This window comes from Streptococcus jiangnanensis (assembly GCF_040888325.1).
In the GTDB taxonomy this organism is placed as follows: Bacteria; Bacillota; Bacilli; order Lactobacillales; family Streptococcaceae; genus Streptococcus; species Streptococcus jiangnanensis.
In genome coordinates this window covers 16499-35275 of sequence record NZ_JBFNFF010000006.1, presented here as the reverse complement: position 1 = coordinate 35275, position 18777 = coordinate 16499, and the positions used below count along the sequence as shown (strand labels likewise).

Below are 18777 nucleotides of genomic sequence, written 5' to 3'. Positions count from 1 at the left end.
AAAGCGAGATTGAATCTCGCTTTTTATTGTTAGGATTAATCACCAAGTCCGATACGTTCAAAGATATCATCCACTCGTTTAGTGTAGTATGCAGGGTTGAAGATTTCATCAATTTCCTCTTGAGTCAGGCGTGATGTCACTTCTGGATCTGCTTCTAGAAGCGGTTTAAAGTCTACTTGATTATCCCAAGAGTAGGCTGTTTTTGGTTGCACCAAGTCATAGGCTTGCTCACGGGTCATGCCTTTTTCAATCAAGGTCAACATAGCACGTTGGCTAAAAATCAAACCAAACGTAGAGTTCATGTTGCGGATCATGTTTTCTGGGAAGACCGTCAAGTTCTTGACAATATTTCCAAAGCGGTTGAGCATGTAGTCAATCAAAATAGTCGTATCTGGTGTGATGATACGCTCAGCTGATGAGTGAGAAATATCACGTTCGTGCCAGAGAGCGACGTTCTCATAGGCTGTCACCATGTGACCACGGATGACACGCGCAAGACCTGTCATGTTTTCAGAACCGATAGGGTTACGTTTGTGAGGCATTGCTGAAGAGCCTTTTTGACCTTTGGCAAAGAACTCTTCCACTTCACGTTGTTCTGATTTTTGAAGACCACGGATCTCCGTTGCCATACGCTCGATGGAAGTTGCGATGCTGGCAAGAACGGCAAAGTACTCAGCATGAAGGTCACGAGGAAGAACCTGTGTAGAGATTTCTTGGGCACGGATACCAAGCTTGTCGCAGACGTATTTCTCTACAAATGGTGGAATGTTGGCAAAGTTCCCAACCGCACCAGAAATCTTACCAGCTTCCACACCAGCAGCCGCATGCTCGAAACGCTCGATATTGCGCTTCATTTCGCTGTACCAAGTCGCTAATTTAAGACCAAAAGTTGTCGGCTCAGCGTGCACACCGTGGGTACGCCCCATCATGATGGTGAACTTGTGTTCCTTAGCCTTGTCAGCGATGATGTTGGTGAAGTTTTCAAGGTCACGACGGATGATGTCGTTGGCCTGCTTGTAGAGGTAACCGTAGGCAGTATCCACCACGTCGGTAGAAGTCAAACCATAGTGGACCCACTTGCGCTCTTCACCAAGAGTCTCAGAAACCGCACGTGTGAAGGCAACCACATCGTGACGAGTCTCCTGCTCAATCTCTAAAATACGATCGATGTCAAAGTCCGCCTTTTCGCGAATCAAAGCCACATCTTCCTTAGGGATTTCCCCCAACTCAGCCCATGCCTCGTCAGCCAAGATTTCCACCTCAAGCCAAGCACGGTATTTATTTTCTTCACTCCAAATGTTCGCCATCTCAGGGCGAGAGTAACGGTTGATCATGTGTTTTGCTCCTCACTATAATTATCTATAAAAATTTTAGACAATGTAATTTCTACATCAAAATCTGTAGAAATAACTAATTCAACTATACCTTCTTCATCATTAGTTCTAATATTTCTAAATAAATTTAAAACATCCGCTTCAAATATAGAACCTTTTTTTGTTTTTGATAAACAATAATACTTAAAGATATGAAATATGCCTTTATTAAACTGATTATCAAACTTCAATGAATAGTTTTTAGAATCAATTTCATAATAATCCATAGGAAATTGGAGAGCAATCGTTCCCAAAATTTCCAATATCCTATTCTTCTTGTGTTGATAAAAATCTAGATCTCTTTTAAAAAGGGGTAGTTCTAAAGGGCTATCTTTTAATTCACCTTTATAATTTGTCCAATCCAACCTAATTTTATCATAAAGTTTTTCTGACTGATTCAACTTGAAATGATTTTTTCTTAAATATTTTATTAAATATAGAATTGGAACCCCAAATATTTCTTCTTTAGTCTTTTGAATAATAACATCAATATCTCTCAATATTTCCTTACAATGATAACTGCAACAAGAACTAAAAAATTTTAAAATTTTTCCAGATATAACTTTGTCACCGTTTATAGATAACAAGATTTCCCTCATTTTTTCAAATAAAGATATATCTTCTGGATTATTAAAAATATCAAGAGGTGAATATAAATTATTAGAGAAATAGTGAACACTCTCATACGAAAAAGCAGCCTCACATTTATCCATTATTTGTTGGAGTAGAAAGTTAGAGTGCAATTCATCTGTGACACGATAATTAATCGAGCAATGGTAATTAAAATTTAATTCTTTCAAACTCTCATTTGAAAGATCGTTCAAAACGAACTGTGAAAAAATTAAATCCTCACTTGATATCTTTAAAATTCTGTCTTTATCTTCAATCTCATGTCCGCCAGTATTTACATATTTTAGATCTTCTTTTTCGCTATCTAATTCAGCTTTTAAAAGCTTCAAATCCATACGAACACTGTCACTTGATGGCCTTGAATCCGGGGACGGATTAATTAATCTATCGACTAACTTATCTAATTCGAAGAGATAAGGAAAAGTATGCCAAATACGCTTATATTCTGACCCGTCTGGATTTTCTCCTGTAAAACATTCATTAATGATTAATCCAAAAGAATATACATCTGACGCAAATGTAATGTTAAGGGCTTTTCCAATTTTCTTTTGTTCTGGTGATAAATAATTTCTATTTGCTAGTAAATCATCCGCAACAGTTAAATCAGATCCTTGAAAATGCGCAATTCCAAAATCACTTAAAACTAAATTTTCATCTCTTATCAGAATATTTTCTGGCTTGATATCTCTATGAATTATTCCTTTATCATGAGCAGCGTTTATACCCTTTGATAACTGAATTAAATAATTTAATCTTTGTTCTGGTGAATAATTTTCTGATTCATCTATTACATCCCTAAGATTTTTGGGGAAATAATCCATTACTGCATATAAGAATTGAGCTCTTTGCCCGTCATTTGGATATTCTCCATGTAAATGATACTTAATAATATTTTCATGATTATACTGTGAACAAAATTCAATATCATTTTTTAGTCTCTCAATTTTTGCCCTATTTGCACGTCCTCTAGAAGTTGGTAGTTTCATAATTTTAACAGCTTTTTCGATACCAGTACTATCATTTGTCAAAACTACTACACCTTGACCTCCTTGACCTAAAATTTTGATAAAACAATAACCAATAAATTGCAAAATCTCATCAATTTTAAACTGATTTTTGAGATCATCAATACGCTCATTCGTTAAATCCATATTCCCTCACTTCTGTTAAAATAACTCCATGATTACACAAACTCCTCTTTCCCAATCCATACAGATTGATAGTGAACTAATATATTGAAATCTGTATTCAGCAGTAAATCATAAATTGCTACAATTCTATCCTTTTCGGCGAAAATATAAACAATGAATTAATCTATAAAAAACTAAATTTACTTAATACTTCTTATTTACTAACAATATAGTCACAAATATGAATATTTTTAGTAACTTCAGGGTAGTCTACCCCAAAATACTTTCGATTGATACTACAATATCCTTTGTCATCAACATTATAAATATACTTACACACTTCTCCAGAAAGCGTTGTAAAGAATAAAGTAATCGTCTCTGGGACGTGATTAAAATTAGGCTTGTTACCTAAGATATGTTGATGTATCTCTTTTTGATGTGCTTTCGAGACTACATATAATCTTTGCTCCGCATTTAACTTTGGTATCAGCTCACCGTCTAAACTTTCCCCAAATAAGATTCGAAGATTAAATATCGGTTGATTGTTAACAATTTCAAGAGATAAAATTTTATCTCTTTTATCCTCATTAGAATAAGATTCTTCAAAACTATTAGCTGCTACATATTGTTTGTTATTTTTTGATTTTCGTAGATGAAACCAATATTTATCATCAAAATATACTCTACAATTTGGCTTGATAAGCTGATAATCATTGCTTAAAAGCAACTCTGGTCGATACTTACGTAATTCCTTTTCTTCTTCGAGTGATAATTGTAAATGGACAACAATCAATGAGATTACAATTCCAGCGACACTTCCATAAAAGCTCAACCAATCACCCAATCCGGAATTCAAATAATTGGAAAAAATTCCGATAACAACTGAGAAAAAGGGACCAGATGCCATCACTAGTAACAATAAAAATATCAGCTGTTTTATGTTGTTTTTTAAATATTTTTTCATATTTCCCTAAAATTCAATCCCTTCTCCAAACTCATCCACACTATCCGACGCATCACTAAACAAAGTCACGTGTCCCATCTTGCGGTTGTGTTTCGCTTCTATTTTACCATACATGTGGAGGTGGGCGCTTGGATTTTCTGTGACATATTTCTCAGCAGCCTCGACGTGCTGGCCGAGTACGTTGAGCATAACAGCAGGCGCATGCAGTTTGATAGCTGGCAATGGGGCCCCGAGAACACCGAGAATATGGGTATCAAACTGAGAGAAGTCACAGGCTTCAATCGAGTAGTGGCCTGAATTGTGTGGCCGTGGGGCGATTTCGTTGACAATAATATCATCAGCTGTCGCAAACATTTCCACGCAAAGTGTTCCAGACAAGTTGAGCTGTTCTGCGATTCGCACTGCCATGGCTTTTGCTTTGTCAGCTAGACTAGCTGAAATGCGAGCAGGCACAATTGTTTTAGATAGGATGTTGTTACGATGGATATTTTCCTGAACTGGGAAAACCGTAACGTCCTTGCCGTTACCAGACACGATGACAGAAATTTCAAGGTCAAAGTTGACGAATTCTTCCAAGACACAGTCTGCTGAGTCGGCTAGTGCACGGGCTTCTTCCAAGTCTGCTTCTGAGCGAATGACCTTTTGTCCATGCCCATCGTATCCACCTGTCGCAGTCTTGAGGACATAGTTTTTCGATAGGTCGATGTCTGCCAAGTCTTGGCTTGAAGTCACAACCTTGTAGGGTGCCACCGTTACTTGAGCCTTATTTGACAAAAAATCCTTTTCAAAAATCCGATTTTGAGAAATACGGAGTAGGTCTGTCCCTTGAGGGAGTTGTCCACCCTTGATAACAGCATCCAGACCGTCAGCATCGACATTTTCAAACTCATAGGTCAGGACATCGCAACGCTCAGCCAACTGACGGAGGGCATCCACATCGTTATAAGGAGCCACGATGATCTCCGCCACACGAGAGGCTGGACAATCCGCAGCAGGATCCAGCGCGATGACCTTGTGCCCCATGTAGATAGCAGAAATGGCCATCATCTGCCCCAGCTGACCGCCACCGATAATTCCGATTGTTTTAGATGAGCTCATTGGTAGACTCCTCTGCGATTTTTCCTTGCTCTTCTGCATAATCTGCTAACGCTATTGCGATAGCCTGATCTTCTACTGAAAGGAGACGGAGGGCAAAGAGGGCTGCATTTGTCGCTCCTGCTTCACCGATAGCCATCGTCGCAACAGGCACGCCACCCGGCATCTGTACGATAGAGTAAAGCGAGTCCACGCCACTAAGAGCGCGCGACTTGACAGGTACCCCGATGACAGGAAGAGTTGTTTTGGCTGCGACCATTCCTGGCAAATGGGCTGCGCCACCTGCACCTGCGATAATGACCTTGATACCACGGCTACGAGCTTCCTCCGCATGTCTGAACATGAGGTCTGGAGTACGGTGGGCAGAGACAACTTTCTTTTCGTAAGCTACACCGAAGCGGTCAAGGACTTCGGCGGTTTTTTGCATAGTTGCCCAGTCGGATTTGGAGCCCATGATGATGGAAATTACTTGTTTAGTCATAATATTCCTTTTCTTTCCTTTCTTTTTTCAATCTCCTTAAGTTGTGAGGGACGGCAGCAGCCACCAAAGGTGTTTCATGCCTAAATCGGAAGCCCAAGGTCTTCCGATTTCCCTGAACGATTGGCTTATAAGCCAATCGTTCTTTCACAACGGCGGTGATTGCTCTATATTAGCTTGCTAACGCTCGCAAATCAAACGACCATTAACGTATTTTGTGAGTTTTTATTTTTCTTTTCGATAATGGTCTTAGATGGTGGGGACGGAAGCAAACCTTCGGTTTCATTCCTAAAATTTGAGCCTAAGTCTCAAATTTTCCCCCGACCAGAACAGTAACAATTCTGGTCTTTTCACCACGGCGACCATTATCTTACTTTGGCTCGCTTTGGCTCGCCATTGACAAATTTAGTATCTGTTAATCTTTTATAGCCTTGCTTCCGATATCTGTTCGGTAGAAGAGGCCTTCTGTTTTTTGTTGGGAGAGTTCTTGGTAGATGGTTTCTTGGGCTTCTTTGACGGTATCTGCTGTGGTGACCAGCATGTATACTCGACCGCCATTTGACAGCAATGCTCTGCTATTTTCCGCAAACTTAGCCCCTGCATAGTAGGTGATGATGTCGCCATCAGTTTTGGCTGGCAACTTGACTCCCTTTGCATAATCTAGCGGGTAGCCCTTGGATGCGACAACCACACCCAGAGTCACGCCCTTGTCCGTCCATGTGATGTTCGGCTCCTTGTCATCGAGAATATCCGTGATATTTTGTGCAAAATCAGATGTCAAACGAGGCAAGATAATCTGAGTTTCGGGATCTCCAAATCGAGCGTTAAACTCGATAACCTTCGGACCGTCAGCTGTCAAAATAAGCCCCGCGTAGAGGACACCAAGATACGGACGGCCTTCTTTGATCATCCCTTCAAGGACTGGTTTGACAATGGTGTCAACCGCCGTATCAATCACGCTCTGTGGCAAGTGTGGAACTGGCGCATAAGCTCCCATACCGCCTGTGTTAGGCCCCTTGTCGCCATTGTAAGCACGTTTGTGGTCCTGAGCCGTCGGCATGATGTAGAACTTGTCCTCATTGACAAAGGCAAAGAGAGAGAACTCCTCCCCGTCGAGAAATTCCTCGATAACCACACGCGCACCAGAGTCACCAAATTTATTGTCCAAGAGCATCTCGTGAGCGGCTTCGACCGCTTGCTCAACCGTCTCCGCAACGACGACACCTTTCCCAAGCGCCAAGCCATCCGCCTTGACGACGATAGGTGCCCCCTGCTTTTCGATATAGGCCTTGGCTTCCTCAAAGTCCGAGAATGTGCCATAGGCTGCTGTCGGAACGCCGTATTTGACCATGATTTCCTTGGCAAAATCCTTGGACCACTCCAGCTCCGCCGCCAATCTTGTCGGACCAAAGGCTTTGAGACCAGCTGCATTGAACTCATCCACAATCCCAGCAGCAAGGGCATCATCTGGCCCGATAAAGGACCAAGCAATATCGTTGGCTTTTGCAAACTCAATCAATTTAGAATGTTCGGAAATAGAGATGTTTACTAACTCCAAACCATCCAGAGTCATCCCGTCATTTCCAGGAGCTACAAAGACCTTTTCAACCTCTTTTGACTCAAGCAACTTCTTAGCAATGGCATGTTCACGACCACCCGAACCGACAACAAGCAGTTTCATTTCTCAACCTCTTTTGCGAATTATTTACTAATATTATACCATAAACGTTCGTTTTAATCTTGTTTCACTTAGCATTTTAAACCAAAAAAGGAAAGAAACTGTTTTCTTCCCTTTTGCTTCTTAATGTCTAAAATGTCTCACGCCTGTGAAGACCATAGTCAAGCCGTATTTATCCGCTGCTTCGATAGATTCTTGGTCACGGACAGATCCACCTGGTTGGATGATGGCTTTGATACCTGCTTTGGCGATTTCTTCCACGTTATCCGCAAATGGGAAGAAGGCATCTGAAGCAAGAACAGCACCATCAAGACGGTCTTTAGCTTGATCAATGGCGATGCGAACAGAAGCCACTCGGTTGGTTTGCCCTGGGCCAACACCGAGTGTCATATGGTCGTTGGTTACGATGATACCGTTTGATTTGACGTACTTGATAGCTTTCCAAGCGAACTCAAGGGCAGTCGCTTCAGTTTCTGTTGGTTGGCGTTTGGTAACGACTTGCCAATCAGCTGGGCTTTCTTTTACCACGTCTTGGTTTTGCACCAGAAGCCCACCGACCACGCCTGTGTATTCTGCTTCCACTTCACTAGCCTCTTGAGCGTCAAATGGCAAGGCAAGGATACGCAAGTTTTTCTTTTTATTGGTCAAAATAGCTAGCGCTTCATCCGTATAGCTTGGTGCAATGATGATCTCGAGGAATACACCATGCATCTTCTCAGCTGTCGCAGCATCCACCTCACGGTTAAGAACAACGATACCACCAAAGATAGACACTGGGTCAGACTCATAAGCGTAGTCCCAAGCAGTCTCGATGTCATCAGCCTGACCGATTCCACATGGGTTCATGTGTTTGAGAGCCACAACGGTTGGACGGTCTTTGAAGTCACGGATGATACGGATAGCAGCATCCGCATCACGGATATTGTTGAAGGACAATTCTTTTCCGTTCAGTTGTTTGGCGGATGCAATCGAATAGTCAGTCGGCAAAGCTTTTTGGTAAAAGTCTGCATCTTGTTGAGGGTTTTCACCGTAACGCATGGCTTGCTTGAGGTCATAGGTCAAAGTGAGCTTTTCAGGCTTTGCTTCACCTACTTGAGCTGTGAAGTATTCTGCAATCAAAGCATCATAAGCCGCTGTATGACGGAAAACCTTGGCTGCCAAACGTTGACGAGTTTCATAAGTCGTTTCACCATTTGCTGCCAATTCGTCAAGCACCACTGCATAGTCAGCAGGGTCTACCACAACCGTTACGCTGGCATGATTTTTCGCCGCTGAACGAAGCATGGATGGCCCACCAATATCGATGTTTTCAACTGCGTCAGCGTAGGTCACATCTGGTTTGAGAATCGTTTCCTTGAAAGGATAGAGATTGACCACTACAAGGTCGATAAGTTCAATTTGATTGTCCTTAGCCGCCTCAAGGTGGCTATCGAGATCACGACGAGCGAGGAGCCCACCATGGATATTTGGGTGAAGGGTCTTGACACGGCCATCCATCATTTCTGGGAAGCCCGTCACATCATCAATTGCAATGGTCTCCACCCCAGCATTGTCAAGGGCAACCTTTGTCCCACCTGTCGAGATAATCTCCCAACCGAGTTTTTTAAGTTCTTGGGCAAATTCAACAATGCCCGCTTTGTCTGAGACGCTGATTAAGGCCTTTTTCGTCATTCTATTCCTCTTTCTTTAGATCCAAGCGCATAGCGACTTCGTTATTTTCTTCTATAAATCCTGTTTCCTGAAAACCCAGACTAGTCAACAGGTGCTTCATTTTTTCATTTCCAACCACATAATCTGCGGTAATATGACTGCAAGCTCTATCCATCTGAGCCTCTTTGATTAGAACTTCCAAGGCTTTTCGACCATAACCTCTTCCTTGGTACTGCTGACCAATCATTATCCGCCAGATAAAGTATTCCGCTTCATCCTTGTCTATTTCTAGCAGGAGAAAACCAACCACTTGCTTATCCCAATAGATTGCCATCGGAAACACATCTTCGTTTTTCCGATAGAGCCATGCATCAGCTAAAGAGCGCACATTTGGAGCTACGAAACGTGCTCGTTCATCAGCTTCTGATATTTTCAAATCCAGCACTGCCTGAAAACTGCTCTCATCTACCAATTTCAGTTCAATCATTTTTTCTCCTAGCAAGATTGCGCAATCAAAACTTGATTTACCTCTTACCTTCTCTCCACTCCCAAGCTATCCAACACCTCTGGATACAACTTGTACTCTGCCTCATGAATGCGAGCTTCAAAGCTTTCGATGGTATCATCAGCTAGTCGTGGTACGCGTACTTGTTTGATGACCTTGCCTGTATCCACACCCGAATCCACCCAGTGAATGGTCACTCCAGACAGGTCTACGCCAGCATTCCAAGCGTCCTCAATCCCATGAGCTCCTGGAAATTCTGGTAGGTAGGCTGGATGAATGTTAATGATCCGACCCTCGTAAGCAGCGAGCAAAGTTGGCCCAACGATTTTCATGTAGCCTGCTAGACAAACCAAGTCAATCTGGTGTTCTTCCAAGAGTTCGACAAGAGCTGCTTCGTAGTCCGCCTTGTTCTCAAACTCCTTGAGTTCAAAAGCATAGGACAGAACGCCGAGCTTGTCTGCCCGCTCGAGCACATAGGCGTCACGATGGTCTGAAAAGACAAACTCAACCGGAAATTCTTCAGCAATCACCTGAAAGTTTGAGCCGTTACCAGAGGCAAAAACAGCTATTTTTTTCATTTGATGATGACACTTTCGTTTTCTTTCTTGACGATGCGACCAATTTCATAGACTGGTTCATCCAGTAATTCCTTGACACGGTCTACATTTTCAGGGCTAACTGCCAACATGAGGCCCACACCCATATTGAAGATTTCAAACATTTCTTCGTGTTTGATCTGACCGTATTTTTCAAGGGCTTTGAAGATTGGCAAAACTGGTACCTTGCTTTCCTCAATCTCAGCAGCCAAGTCAGTTGCAAACATACGAGGGACATTCTCGATAAATCCACCACCTGTGATGTGGGCAATCCCGTTGACCAACTCTTCCTTGATGAGTGGCAAGACAGCCTTGACATAGATACGAGTCGGCTCAAGAAGGACTTCCTTGAGTTTCTTGCCTTCCAATTCTGGCAAGACTTCTTCACCTGTGTAATCCACAAAAACACGACGTACAAGTGAGTAACCATTTGAGTGAATCCCACTTGAAGCAAGTCCGAGAAGAACATCACCTTCGGCTACTTTTGATCCGTCGATGATTTGAGATTTTTCTGCCACACCGACCGCAAATCCAGCCAAGTCGTAGTCATCTTCGCCGTACATACCAGGCATTTCAGCCGTTTCACCACCGATGAGGGCAGCACCAGCCTGCACACAGCCTTCTGCTACACCAGCGACTACTTGTTCTAGTTTAGCTGGTTCATTCTTCCCTGTCGCCACATAGTCGAGGAAATAGAGGGGCTCCGCACCTGCAGCGATGATATCATTGACACACATAGCTACACAGTCCTGCCCAATCGTGTCATGCTTTTCGTACTTGATAGCCAGCATGAGCTTGGTTCCGACACCGTCAGTCCCTGAAATCAAGACCGGTTCTTTGACACCTGTTTTTGAGAGGTCAAACATGCCACCAAAGCCACCAAGAGCTCCCATGACACCCGCACGCTCCGTGCGAGCCACATGCTTTTTGATCCGCTCAACAACTTCATAACCCGCTTCAACATCTACACCCGACTGGGCATACGCATTTTTATTTGCCATTTTATTTTTCCTTTTCTTTGAGAAGATTGCGACGTATTTTTAGATAAACAATTATTTTATCTAAAAATACTAGTCAGGGCTCTAGCTTTGGTCCCATAAGACAAAGCGTCTACTGACAAATGCTTTAGCTTTTAGTCAGTAGCGAGACGTGGAGCATAAGCATTTTTATTTGTCATCTTCTCTTCCTTTCCTTTCATGGAGAGTCTTTATCCGTCTATTTGTAAAAACTGGTCTTTTCATCCAAACTTCTACGATAGTCTTCCTCATAGTCGTAGAGAGGAGTTGGGTAGTCGCCGTCAAAGTAAGCGACACAAAGACCACCGTTTGGCGCATCTGTTTCGATGCCAATAGAATTAATCAAGCCATCAATCGAAAGATAGGTCAGGCTATCTGCGCCAATGATTTGGCGAGTTTCCTCGACCGTATGATTGGCCGCGATCAGCTCCTGACGCGTCTGGATATCAATCCCGTAAAAACATGGATAAGCTAGCGCTGGACTCCCAATAGCAACATGAACCTCAGACGCACCTGCTTCTTTCAAAAGCTGAACGATACGGCGAGAGGTCGTCCCGCGAACAATGGAATCATCAATCATCACCACACGTTTGCCTTTGACAACGCCCGAAACAGCAGACAGTTTCATCCGCACCCCTTGCTCCCGCAATTCTTGAGTCGGTTGGATAAAGGTGCGTTGGGTGTATTGGTTTTTGATGAGACCCATTTCATTTGGCAGACCTGATTCTTCTGCAAATCCCATAGCTGCGCTGAGCGAGGAATTTGGCACACCGACCACGATATCTGCTTCGTGCTTGAACTCACGCGCTAATTGCGCTCCCATACGTTTGCGTGCAGTATGGACGTTGACACCATGGATATTGGAGTCAGGGCGGGCAAAATAGATATACTCCATAGAGCAAATCGCCAGCTGGGTATCATTCGTATAGCTATCGTACTGAATCCCATTGTCATCCACAATCACAATTTCCCCTGGTTTCACATCGCGAATCCACTCAGCACCAATGACTTCAAAAGCGCAGGTTTCTGACGAAACCACCACCGCTCCGTTTGCCATTTTCCCAATAGAAAGTGGACGGAAACCATTAGGATCAAGCGCAGCAATCAACTTGTCCTCAAACAGCAGGATATAAGCAAATCCACCTTTGACAAGGCTGAGCGCCTCTTTGATTTTGCCCATCAAGTTCGGATTGTGACTCCGACGAATGAGGTGGGCCAAGATTTCCGAGTCCGAAGTTGAACTGAAAATAGCTCCTCTTTGTTCCAATTCTTTCTTGAGCGATTCGGCATTGGTCAGGTTTCCGTTATGAGCAAGTCCAAACTGCATATCATGAAAGCGAAAGAGGAAGGGCTGGATGTTGTCAACAGAAGCTTCGCCAGCAGTCGCATAACGCACATGCCCAATCGCGCTCGTTCCAGTTAGTTTATCCAAATTAGCTGGATTTCTGAACACTTCTGATAAAAGCCCCATATCACGATGACGCTTCAATTGTCCCTGATCATTGGAGAGGATTCCTGCCCCCTCCTGACCACGGTGCTGAAGACTGTGGAGACCGAAATAAGTCAATTTTGCAGCATCTGGATGTCCCCAGATACCGAAAACACCACATTCTTCATTAAGAGATTTTACTTCGTATGTCATTTTTTATACCTTTTATTTCTCTGTGAAATAACGCACAGCCGACGCGAACAGGTGCTGGTCTTTATTTCCTGGGATGTTTTGGAAAAGACCGTCTTCATAACGTTCTGAGTGTCCCATCTTACCGATGATTTGACCATTCTTGCTGGTAATTCCTTCGATGGCATTTACCGAACCATTCGGATTGTACTTAGAATCCATACTTGGTTTGCCGTCAAAGTCAACGTATTGGCTAAAGATTTGACCATTGTCACGGAGCTCCGCAAATTCCTCAGCCGTCACGACAAACTTCCCTTCACCGTGTGACACTGGGATGGCATGGATATCGCCCACTTGTACTCCAGCCAACCATGGTGAGTTGGTATTGGCAATTCGAGTTTCCACCATCTTAGCCACGTGCTGGTTGGCATCATTGTAGAAGAGGGTTGGACTAGTGCTACTTGCATCTTCAAAGTTACCATATGGAAGAAGGCCTGATTTGACGAGGGCTTGGAATCCATTACAGATACCGATAATCAAGCCACCACGAGCGATAAAGCTATCAATCGCTGCACGCACTTTTTCATTAAGAAGGATATTGACAATAAACTTAGCTGATCCATCTGGCTCGTCTGCAGCGGAAAATCCGCCTGCAAAGAAGAGAATGTTTGCCTTGCCGATATTGTCAACCATAGTTTCAACTGACTTGACAATAGCTTCTTCATTCAAGGTCACGAATGGCACCAAGTTAACCTCTGCACCTTCTTTTTCAAAGGCCTTGGCTGAGTCGTATTCTGAGTTGGTTCCTGGGAAGACTGGAATGTAAACCACCGCTTTTTCAATAATTTCTTTGGCTTTGATGACTGCGTTAGAAGCGACAGCTGGCACTTCAGCCAATTTTTTAGCTTGGGCAAATTCAGTTGGGTAAACTTCTTCCAGTTTTCCTTGGAAGGCACTGTCAAGTTTCTGTCCATCCAGCTTCACACCGTTGACAAGGAGTGTAAAGTTGGCACTTGTTTGTCCAATCTTCTCCACTCCAACGATTTCTTCAGCCGAGGTGAAGATAAATCCGCCTAGCTGAGCTGTCAAAGCCGTTTCAAGTTCAGGCAAGGTTACCTCTGCACCGATATGATTCCCAAAAGTAGCAAGAGCCAAGCTTTCAAGGACACCACCATATTTGACAGCTGATGCAGATGTCACTTTGTGAGCCTTTTGAATGCCTTCAAACTTGGCAAAATTAGACTTAATCAAGTCAAAATCAATCTCTGCAGAAAGAGCTTGACCTGGGATGTAGTAGATATTTTCACCAGCAGTCTTGAACTCAGGAGAGAGGACCTTACGGCTATCTGCCGTCGTCACCCCAAAGGCAACCAAGGTTGGTGGTACGGTTAATTCTTCAAAAGTACCAGACATAGAGTCCTTACCACCGATAGATGGCAAACCAAGTTGGATTTGTGCTTCGATAGAGCCTAGAAGAGCTGCTACCGGCTGACCAAAACGCTCTGCTTGTTTATCCATCCGCTCAAAATACTCTTGGTATGAGAAGCGAGCCTTGGACCAGTTTGCACCAGCAGCTACCAAACGAGCAGTCGCTTCGATTACTGCATAGGTAGCGCCATGGTATGGAGACCATTCTGCTACATAAGGGTTAAAACCTTGAGCCATGACTGATGCAGTGTGAGTTACACCGTGTTGAACTGGCAATTTCTGCACAGATGCCTCAGTTGGTGTGAGTTGGTAGCGACCACCAAGTGGGTGATTGACCGTTGAACGACCGACCGAACAGTCAAAGATGGTTTGCAATCCTTTTTGACTCGCATGGTTGAGATCAGATAGAACCGCAAGGGTATCTGCTTCAAGTGTGTCAACGCTTGTTGTGCGTTCTTCTGGAAGTTTGACACCCTTGTCTACCACCTTGGCATCAACGACTACGCGCACACCGTTGGTATCAAGGAAGCGACGTTCCAAGTCAACAATCGTTTCACCATTCCAGTGCATGACAAGATTTGGTTTTTCAGTCACTGTTGCAACGACAACAGCGGCAATATTTTCTTTATTACATTCTGCAACGAAGGCATCTACGTCTTCAGGACGCACCACAACTGCCATCCGTTCTTGTGATTCAGAAATGGCAATTTCTGTACCATTCAAGCCTTGGTATTTAAGAGGCACTTTATTAAGGTCGATTTCAAGACCACCTGCCAATTCACCGATGGCTACACAGACACCACCAGCTCCAAAGTCATTGGACTTCTTGATAAGACGAGTGACAGCGCCATTACGGAAAAGACGTTGAATCTTGCGTTCTTCGATAGCATTCCCTTTTTGAACCTCAGCACCAGCAGTCTCTACAGACTCAACTGTTTGAACCTTAGAAGAACCTGTCGCACCACCGACACCATCACGTCCAGTCTTGCCACCGAGCAGGATAATGACATCTCCCGCTTCCGGTTTTTCACGGACTACATTGCCCTTAGGAGCAGCACCAACAACGGCACCAAGCTCCATGCGTTTGGCTACAAAGCCTGGGTGGAAATATTCACGAACGTAGGTCGTCGCAAGCCCAATTTGGTTACCATATGAAGAATAACCATGAGCCGCTGTTTTCGAAATGACTTGTTGTGGTAATTTACCAGCGCGAGTTTCCGAAATCGGAGCTGTAATATCACCAGCGCCTGAGATACGCATGGCTTGATAAACGTATGAACGCCCTGACAATGGGTCACGAATGGCTCCACCGATACAGGTAGCAGCCCCACCAAATGGTTCAATTTCCGTTGGGTGGTTGTGGGTTTCGTTTTTGAACATAAGGAGCCAAGGTTCCTTGACACCATCAACGTCCACTTCGATTTCAACCGAGCATGCATTGATTTCGTCAGACACTTCCATATCGTCCAAACGCCCATTAGCACGCTCATAACGACCAAAAATAGTCGCCATATCCATCAAGGTTTGTGGCTTTTCAGACCGACCTAGTTCCTCACGCATGGCAATATACTTGTCATAAGTCGCCTGCAATTGCTTTTGGAATTTAGAAGCTGAGAAATCAATGTGTTTCAACTCTGTCTCAAAAGTCGTGTGACGGCAGTGGTCAGACCAGTAAGTGTCCAAAACCTTGAGCTCTGTTTCCGTCGGTACGCGCCCGATTGACTTGAAGTAGTCTTGGATAAAGAGCAAATCATCCACTTCCATGGCCATCCCTTGCTCGGCCTTGTAGCGGGCAAAGTCTTCTGCTGTATAGCTTTCAAAGAAAGTCAATTTAGGAATGGTCTTGTCCGACTCTGAAAATTCCTGCTTGGCAATCCCTGTCGTGATGTCCTTGAAACGAGAATCCACTGGATTGAGCAGGTAGTTCTTGACCGCTTCCAACTCAGTCGCATCAATATCTTTATTAACCAAGTAAAGTTGGGCTGTGTTGACTGTCACATCACTCGAACTCCCCAGCAAAAGCAAGGCTTCCTGTGAAGAAGCCGCACGCTGGTCAAACTGTCCTGGCAGGCTTTCAATGGCAAAGAAAGCATAGTTGGCAATATCCGCTTGCACGACCGCTTCGTCCAAGACATGATCCGTCACCTGCTCAGAGAAGATGTGCTTCTCTGCAGGTGTAAACAAGTCCTCTGCCAAATCAAAGACATCATAAACTTGCACAATGCGAATACTTTTCAAAGTTGACAGTCCCAAGTTGTGCTGGAGCTCCCTTACCAAACTCTCTGACTTGACTTGAAAATCAGCCTTTTTCTCAACAAAAATACGTTTATCCATCAATTCTTATTCCTTTATTTCAGCTCTTACAATGTTCCCAAATGACCTTTAGGTTGTTATTTCAATTCCTGCAATTTCTCCCAGACAATCTCGTAAACGTCTGTTAATTCACCTAGGCCACGACGGAAAACATCCTTATCCATGTGGTTGCCATCCGCGTCCCACAAACGGCAGTTATCTGGTGAAAACTCATCTGCCAAGATAATCTTACCATCCTTGTCAAAACCAAATTCCAGTTTAAAATCGATCAACTTAAGACCAATCTCAGCAAACCAAGCTTTCAAGAGCTCATTGATACGACGGGTTTCTTCTTTCAAGTAAGCAATCTGCTGGTCATCCGCAATTTTTAGGAATTTCACATGCTCATCATTGATAAAGGGATCATCCAAATCATCATTTTTATAGTAAAATTCGACAATTGGAGTCTCAAATGCGATACCTTCTTCGACGCCAAAACGTTTTGAAAAGGAACCAGCCGTGTAGTTGCGGAGCACAACTTCCAAAGGAATAATCTCAACCTTTTTATTGAGCTGTTCCGTATCCGAAAGCTTCTCCACAAAATGAGTCGCTACACCAGCCTCATTTAATTTCTCAAAAATAAAAGATGAAATCTGATTATTTAACACTCCCTTGCCCGCAATCTGCTCCTTCTTGACACCGTTAAAAGCAGTCGCCTGGTCCTTGTAAGTTGAAATAATGAGATTTTCATCCTCAGTTGTATAGATATCCTTGGCTTTTCCCGAATAGATCAGTTGTTTTGACATTTTAAAGTTCGCCTTTCGTTTTACTTGAGCACATTCTACCACAAAAGCATGAAAAATTCAAGGTTTTTACGAATAAATGACGTTTTCCTATTTTAAGCGTAAAGAAAAACTGCAAGATGAACTCTTCTTACAGTTTTAAAATCATTTATCCTCTGAAAAACACGAATATTACCCTTTATTCAAAAATTGATCCCAAAAATAACGGAGATAGCTTTTCTTCCCTGTGATCATCTGCAGGCGGCCTTCTAAACCATAGCGAAGTGTTGCAGCCTGCTCCGAAGTTAAATTAGTCTCCGCCTCAATTTTAAAGAAATTTCCTTGTTCAGTCTTTGTAGCTGTCGCATCAATACTTGTAATCGTGGAATCCAGGAAAATTTGATTCTTCGCATCATTAGTCGTAGTATAACGGACAGAGTCCCCAATCTTGACTCTAGCAACATCTTTTGAACTGAGATAGGCTGTGAGTTTGGTTTTCCCTTCTTTTTCCAGGGATGGATAGAGTTGGGCTAGCAGGGTTCCTTCTGCGACCATGGTAGAATCACTGGTTTCAGGATTAAGGTGAAGCACCCCATCCTCACTTGCTGTAATCTTCCCTTTATCTAGGAGACCTCCCTGTACCTTCTTACCCGATTCCGCCTCCAAAATTTTCTGATCTAGAAGAGTTAATTCCTGACCAACTTTGACTAGGTGCTGAGATTTAAGTGATTCCAGTTGACTATCCAGTCCCGTTGCGTGGGCCTGCTGAGCCCCAGAACCCGCATACTGTACACGATAGGTAGCTAGACTGGACTCTAGCTGGGCAATTTGTGCATCCACTTGCGCAATAACTTGCGATTTAGCGTGCGGATCTTCTTCACCTTGATTTTTATAGGTCTGATAAAAAGAGTAGGCTGGATTCTGACTATCTAGTTGATCTCCCTTTTCAATCGCTGACTTAGCTGTTTTGTAGTCTCGAATTTTATCCTCTGTTTGGCTGATAAGATTGCCAATCTCGGCCTGGCTCTGACTTGCTGCCGCATTTTGAGAAGAGATGCTGGCATTTTGCTGAGAAACATTACTCCTAAGACTACTAGCTTGGCTGAGATAGTCTCGAAACATCTCCTGGTAACCAAACTTATCCGCCTCTGGGAATTGATCACTCCCCTCTTTCAAACTGGATTGCAAATATCCCAACTGCTTTTTTTGATCCTTTAACATCTCCAATTGACTGGCATATGCCTCAATCTGGACAGCCTCCGCCCCTTGCTGGTACTGAACGAGTAGTTCCCCCTGCTTGACCAACTTGTTTTCTTCCAGATAATTGGCCACAATGCGTTGATTGCTAGTCGACTGGATATTGGCAATAATCCGACTAGGTTCGACAGTCGCTCTGGTAGACAAACTAATCTCCTTCTCTGCAAAAACTGCAAATCCTAACAGAAATACGAGCAGAAGTGACATAGGTAAAATCACCCGACTGGAAAAATTATGGTAACGACGATTATAAAACTCCGCACTTTCTAAAAATTCTGGTTTCAT

Annotated in this window: 14 protein-coding genes and 2 pseudogenes; all 16 read right to left on the bottom strand. The window is 43.5% G+C overall.

Annotation, left to right across the window (positions count from 1 at the left end; translation table 11 throughout):
* Positions 1-35: 35 nt before the first annotated feature.
* The 16 genes and pseudogenes from purB to comB all read right to left on the bottom strand — a co-directional run bounded on the left by purB (position 36) and on the right by comB (position 18777).
* Positions 36-1334, bottom strand: coding sequence for an adenylosuccinate lyase (purB, locus tag AB2B49_RS07900; protein WP_049506259.1), 1299 nt, complete (start codon positions 1332-1334; stop codon positions 36-38).
* Complete coding sequence (locus AB2B49_RS07895; protein WP_049506261.1) at positions 1331-3154, bottom strand: serine/threonine-protein kinase; 1824 nt, start codon at positions 3152-3154, stop codon at positions 1331-1333. The genes purB and AB2B49_RS07895 overlap by 4 nt, the downstream gene beginning before the upstream one ends.
* Positions 3155-3186: 32 nt before the next feature.
* Positions 3187-3285, bottom strand: a pseudogene (locus AB2B49_RS07890) (phosphoribosylaminoimidazole carboxylase); the annotation flags it as partial.
* Positions 3286-3347: 62 nt separating this feature from the next.
* Positions 3348-4097: a hypothetical protein gene (locus AB2B49_RS07885; RefSeq protein WP_049506262.1), complete on the bottom strand. Its 750-nt coding sequence runs from the start codon at positions 4095-4097 to the stop codon at positions 3348-3350.
* 6 nt (positions 4098-4103) lie between these two features.
* A complete protein-coding gene (gene purK, locus AB2B49_RS07880) occupies positions 4104-5195 on the bottom strand; it encodes a 5-(carboxyamino)imidazole ribonucleotide synthase (protein WP_049506264.1) in 1092 nt (363 codons plus the stop codon).
* The gene (purE, locus tag AB2B49_RS07875) at positions 5182-5673 is read right to left on the bottom strand and encodes a 5-(carboxyamino)imidazole ribonucleotide mutase (protein ID WP_049506266.1); all 492 of its coding nucleotides are present in this window, start codon (positions 5671-5673) and stop codon (positions 5182-5184) included. Before purE ends, purK begins: the two co-directional genes overlap by 14 nt.
* Positions 5674-5707: 34 nt before the next feature.
* Positions 5708-5821, bottom strand: a pseudogene (locus AB2B49_RS07870) (phosphoribosylaminoimidazole carboxylase); the annotation flags it as partial.
* Between the two features lie 264 nt (positions 5822-6085).
* A complete protein-coding gene (gene purD / locus AB2B49_RS07865) occupies positions 6086-7351 on the bottom strand; it encodes a phosphoribosylamine--glycine ligase (RefSeq protein ID WP_071852007.1) in 1266 nt (421 codons plus the stop codon).
* 120 nt (positions 7352-7471) lie between these two features.
* The gene (gene purH / locus AB2B49_RS07860; RefSeq protein ID WP_049506269.1) at positions 7472-9019 is read right to left on the bottom strand and encodes a bifunctional phosphoribosylaminoimidazolecarboxamide formyltransferase/IMP cyclohydrolase; all 1548 of its coding nucleotides are present in this window, start codon (positions 9017-9019) and stop codon (positions 7472-7474) included.
* Position 9020: 1 nt separating this feature from the next.
* Positions 9021-9485, bottom strand: a complete 465-nt coding sequence (locus AB2B49_RS07855; RefSeq protein WP_000571268.1) for a GNAT family N-acetyltransferase — start codon at positions 9483-9485, stop codon at positions 9021-9023.
* A 44-nt stretch (positions 9486-9529) separates the two neighbouring features.
* Positions 9530-10081, bottom strand: a complete 552-nt coding sequence (gene purN / locus AB2B49_RS07850) for a phosphoribosylglycinamide formyltransferase (protein ID WP_049490119.1) — start codon at positions 10079-10081, stop codon at positions 9530-9532.
* Positions 10078-11100 carry a phosphoribosylformylglycinamidine cyclo-ligase gene (gene purM, locus AB2B49_RS07845; RefSeq protein WP_049506272.1) on the bottom strand — a complete coding sequence of 341 codons (1023 nt, stop codon included), beginning with the start codon at positions 11098-11100 and terminating at the stop codon, positions 10078-10080. The genes purN and purM overlap by 4 nt, the downstream gene beginning before the upstream one ends.
* Before the next feature lie 214 nt (positions 11101-11314).
* Positions 11315-12757, bottom strand: a complete 1443-nt coding sequence (gene purF / locus AB2B49_RS07840) for an amidophosphoribosyltransferase (protein ID WP_254734119.1) — start codon at positions 12755-12757, stop codon at positions 11315-11317.
* A 12-nt stretch (positions 12758-12769) separates the two neighbouring features.
* Complete coding sequence (locus tag AB2B49_RS07835) at positions 12770-16495, bottom strand: phosphoribosylformylglycinamidine synthase (protein ID WP_071852014.1); 3726 nt, start codon at positions 16493-16495, stop codon at positions 12770-12772.
* A gap of 56 nt (positions 16496-16551) precedes the next feature.
* Positions 16552-17259 (bottom strand): phosphoribosylaminoimidazolesuccinocarboxamide synthase, encoded by a 708-nt coding sequence (purC, locus tag AB2B49_RS07830; protein ID WP_049506277.1) that lies wholly within the window; start codon positions 17257-17259, stop codon positions 16552-16554.
* Between the two features lie 168 nt (positions 17260-17427).
* Positions 17428-18777, bottom strand: coding sequence for a competence pheromone export protein ComB (comB, locus tag AB2B49_RS07825; RefSeq protein ID WP_071852016.1), 1350 nt, complete (start codon positions 18775-18777; stop codon positions 17428-17430).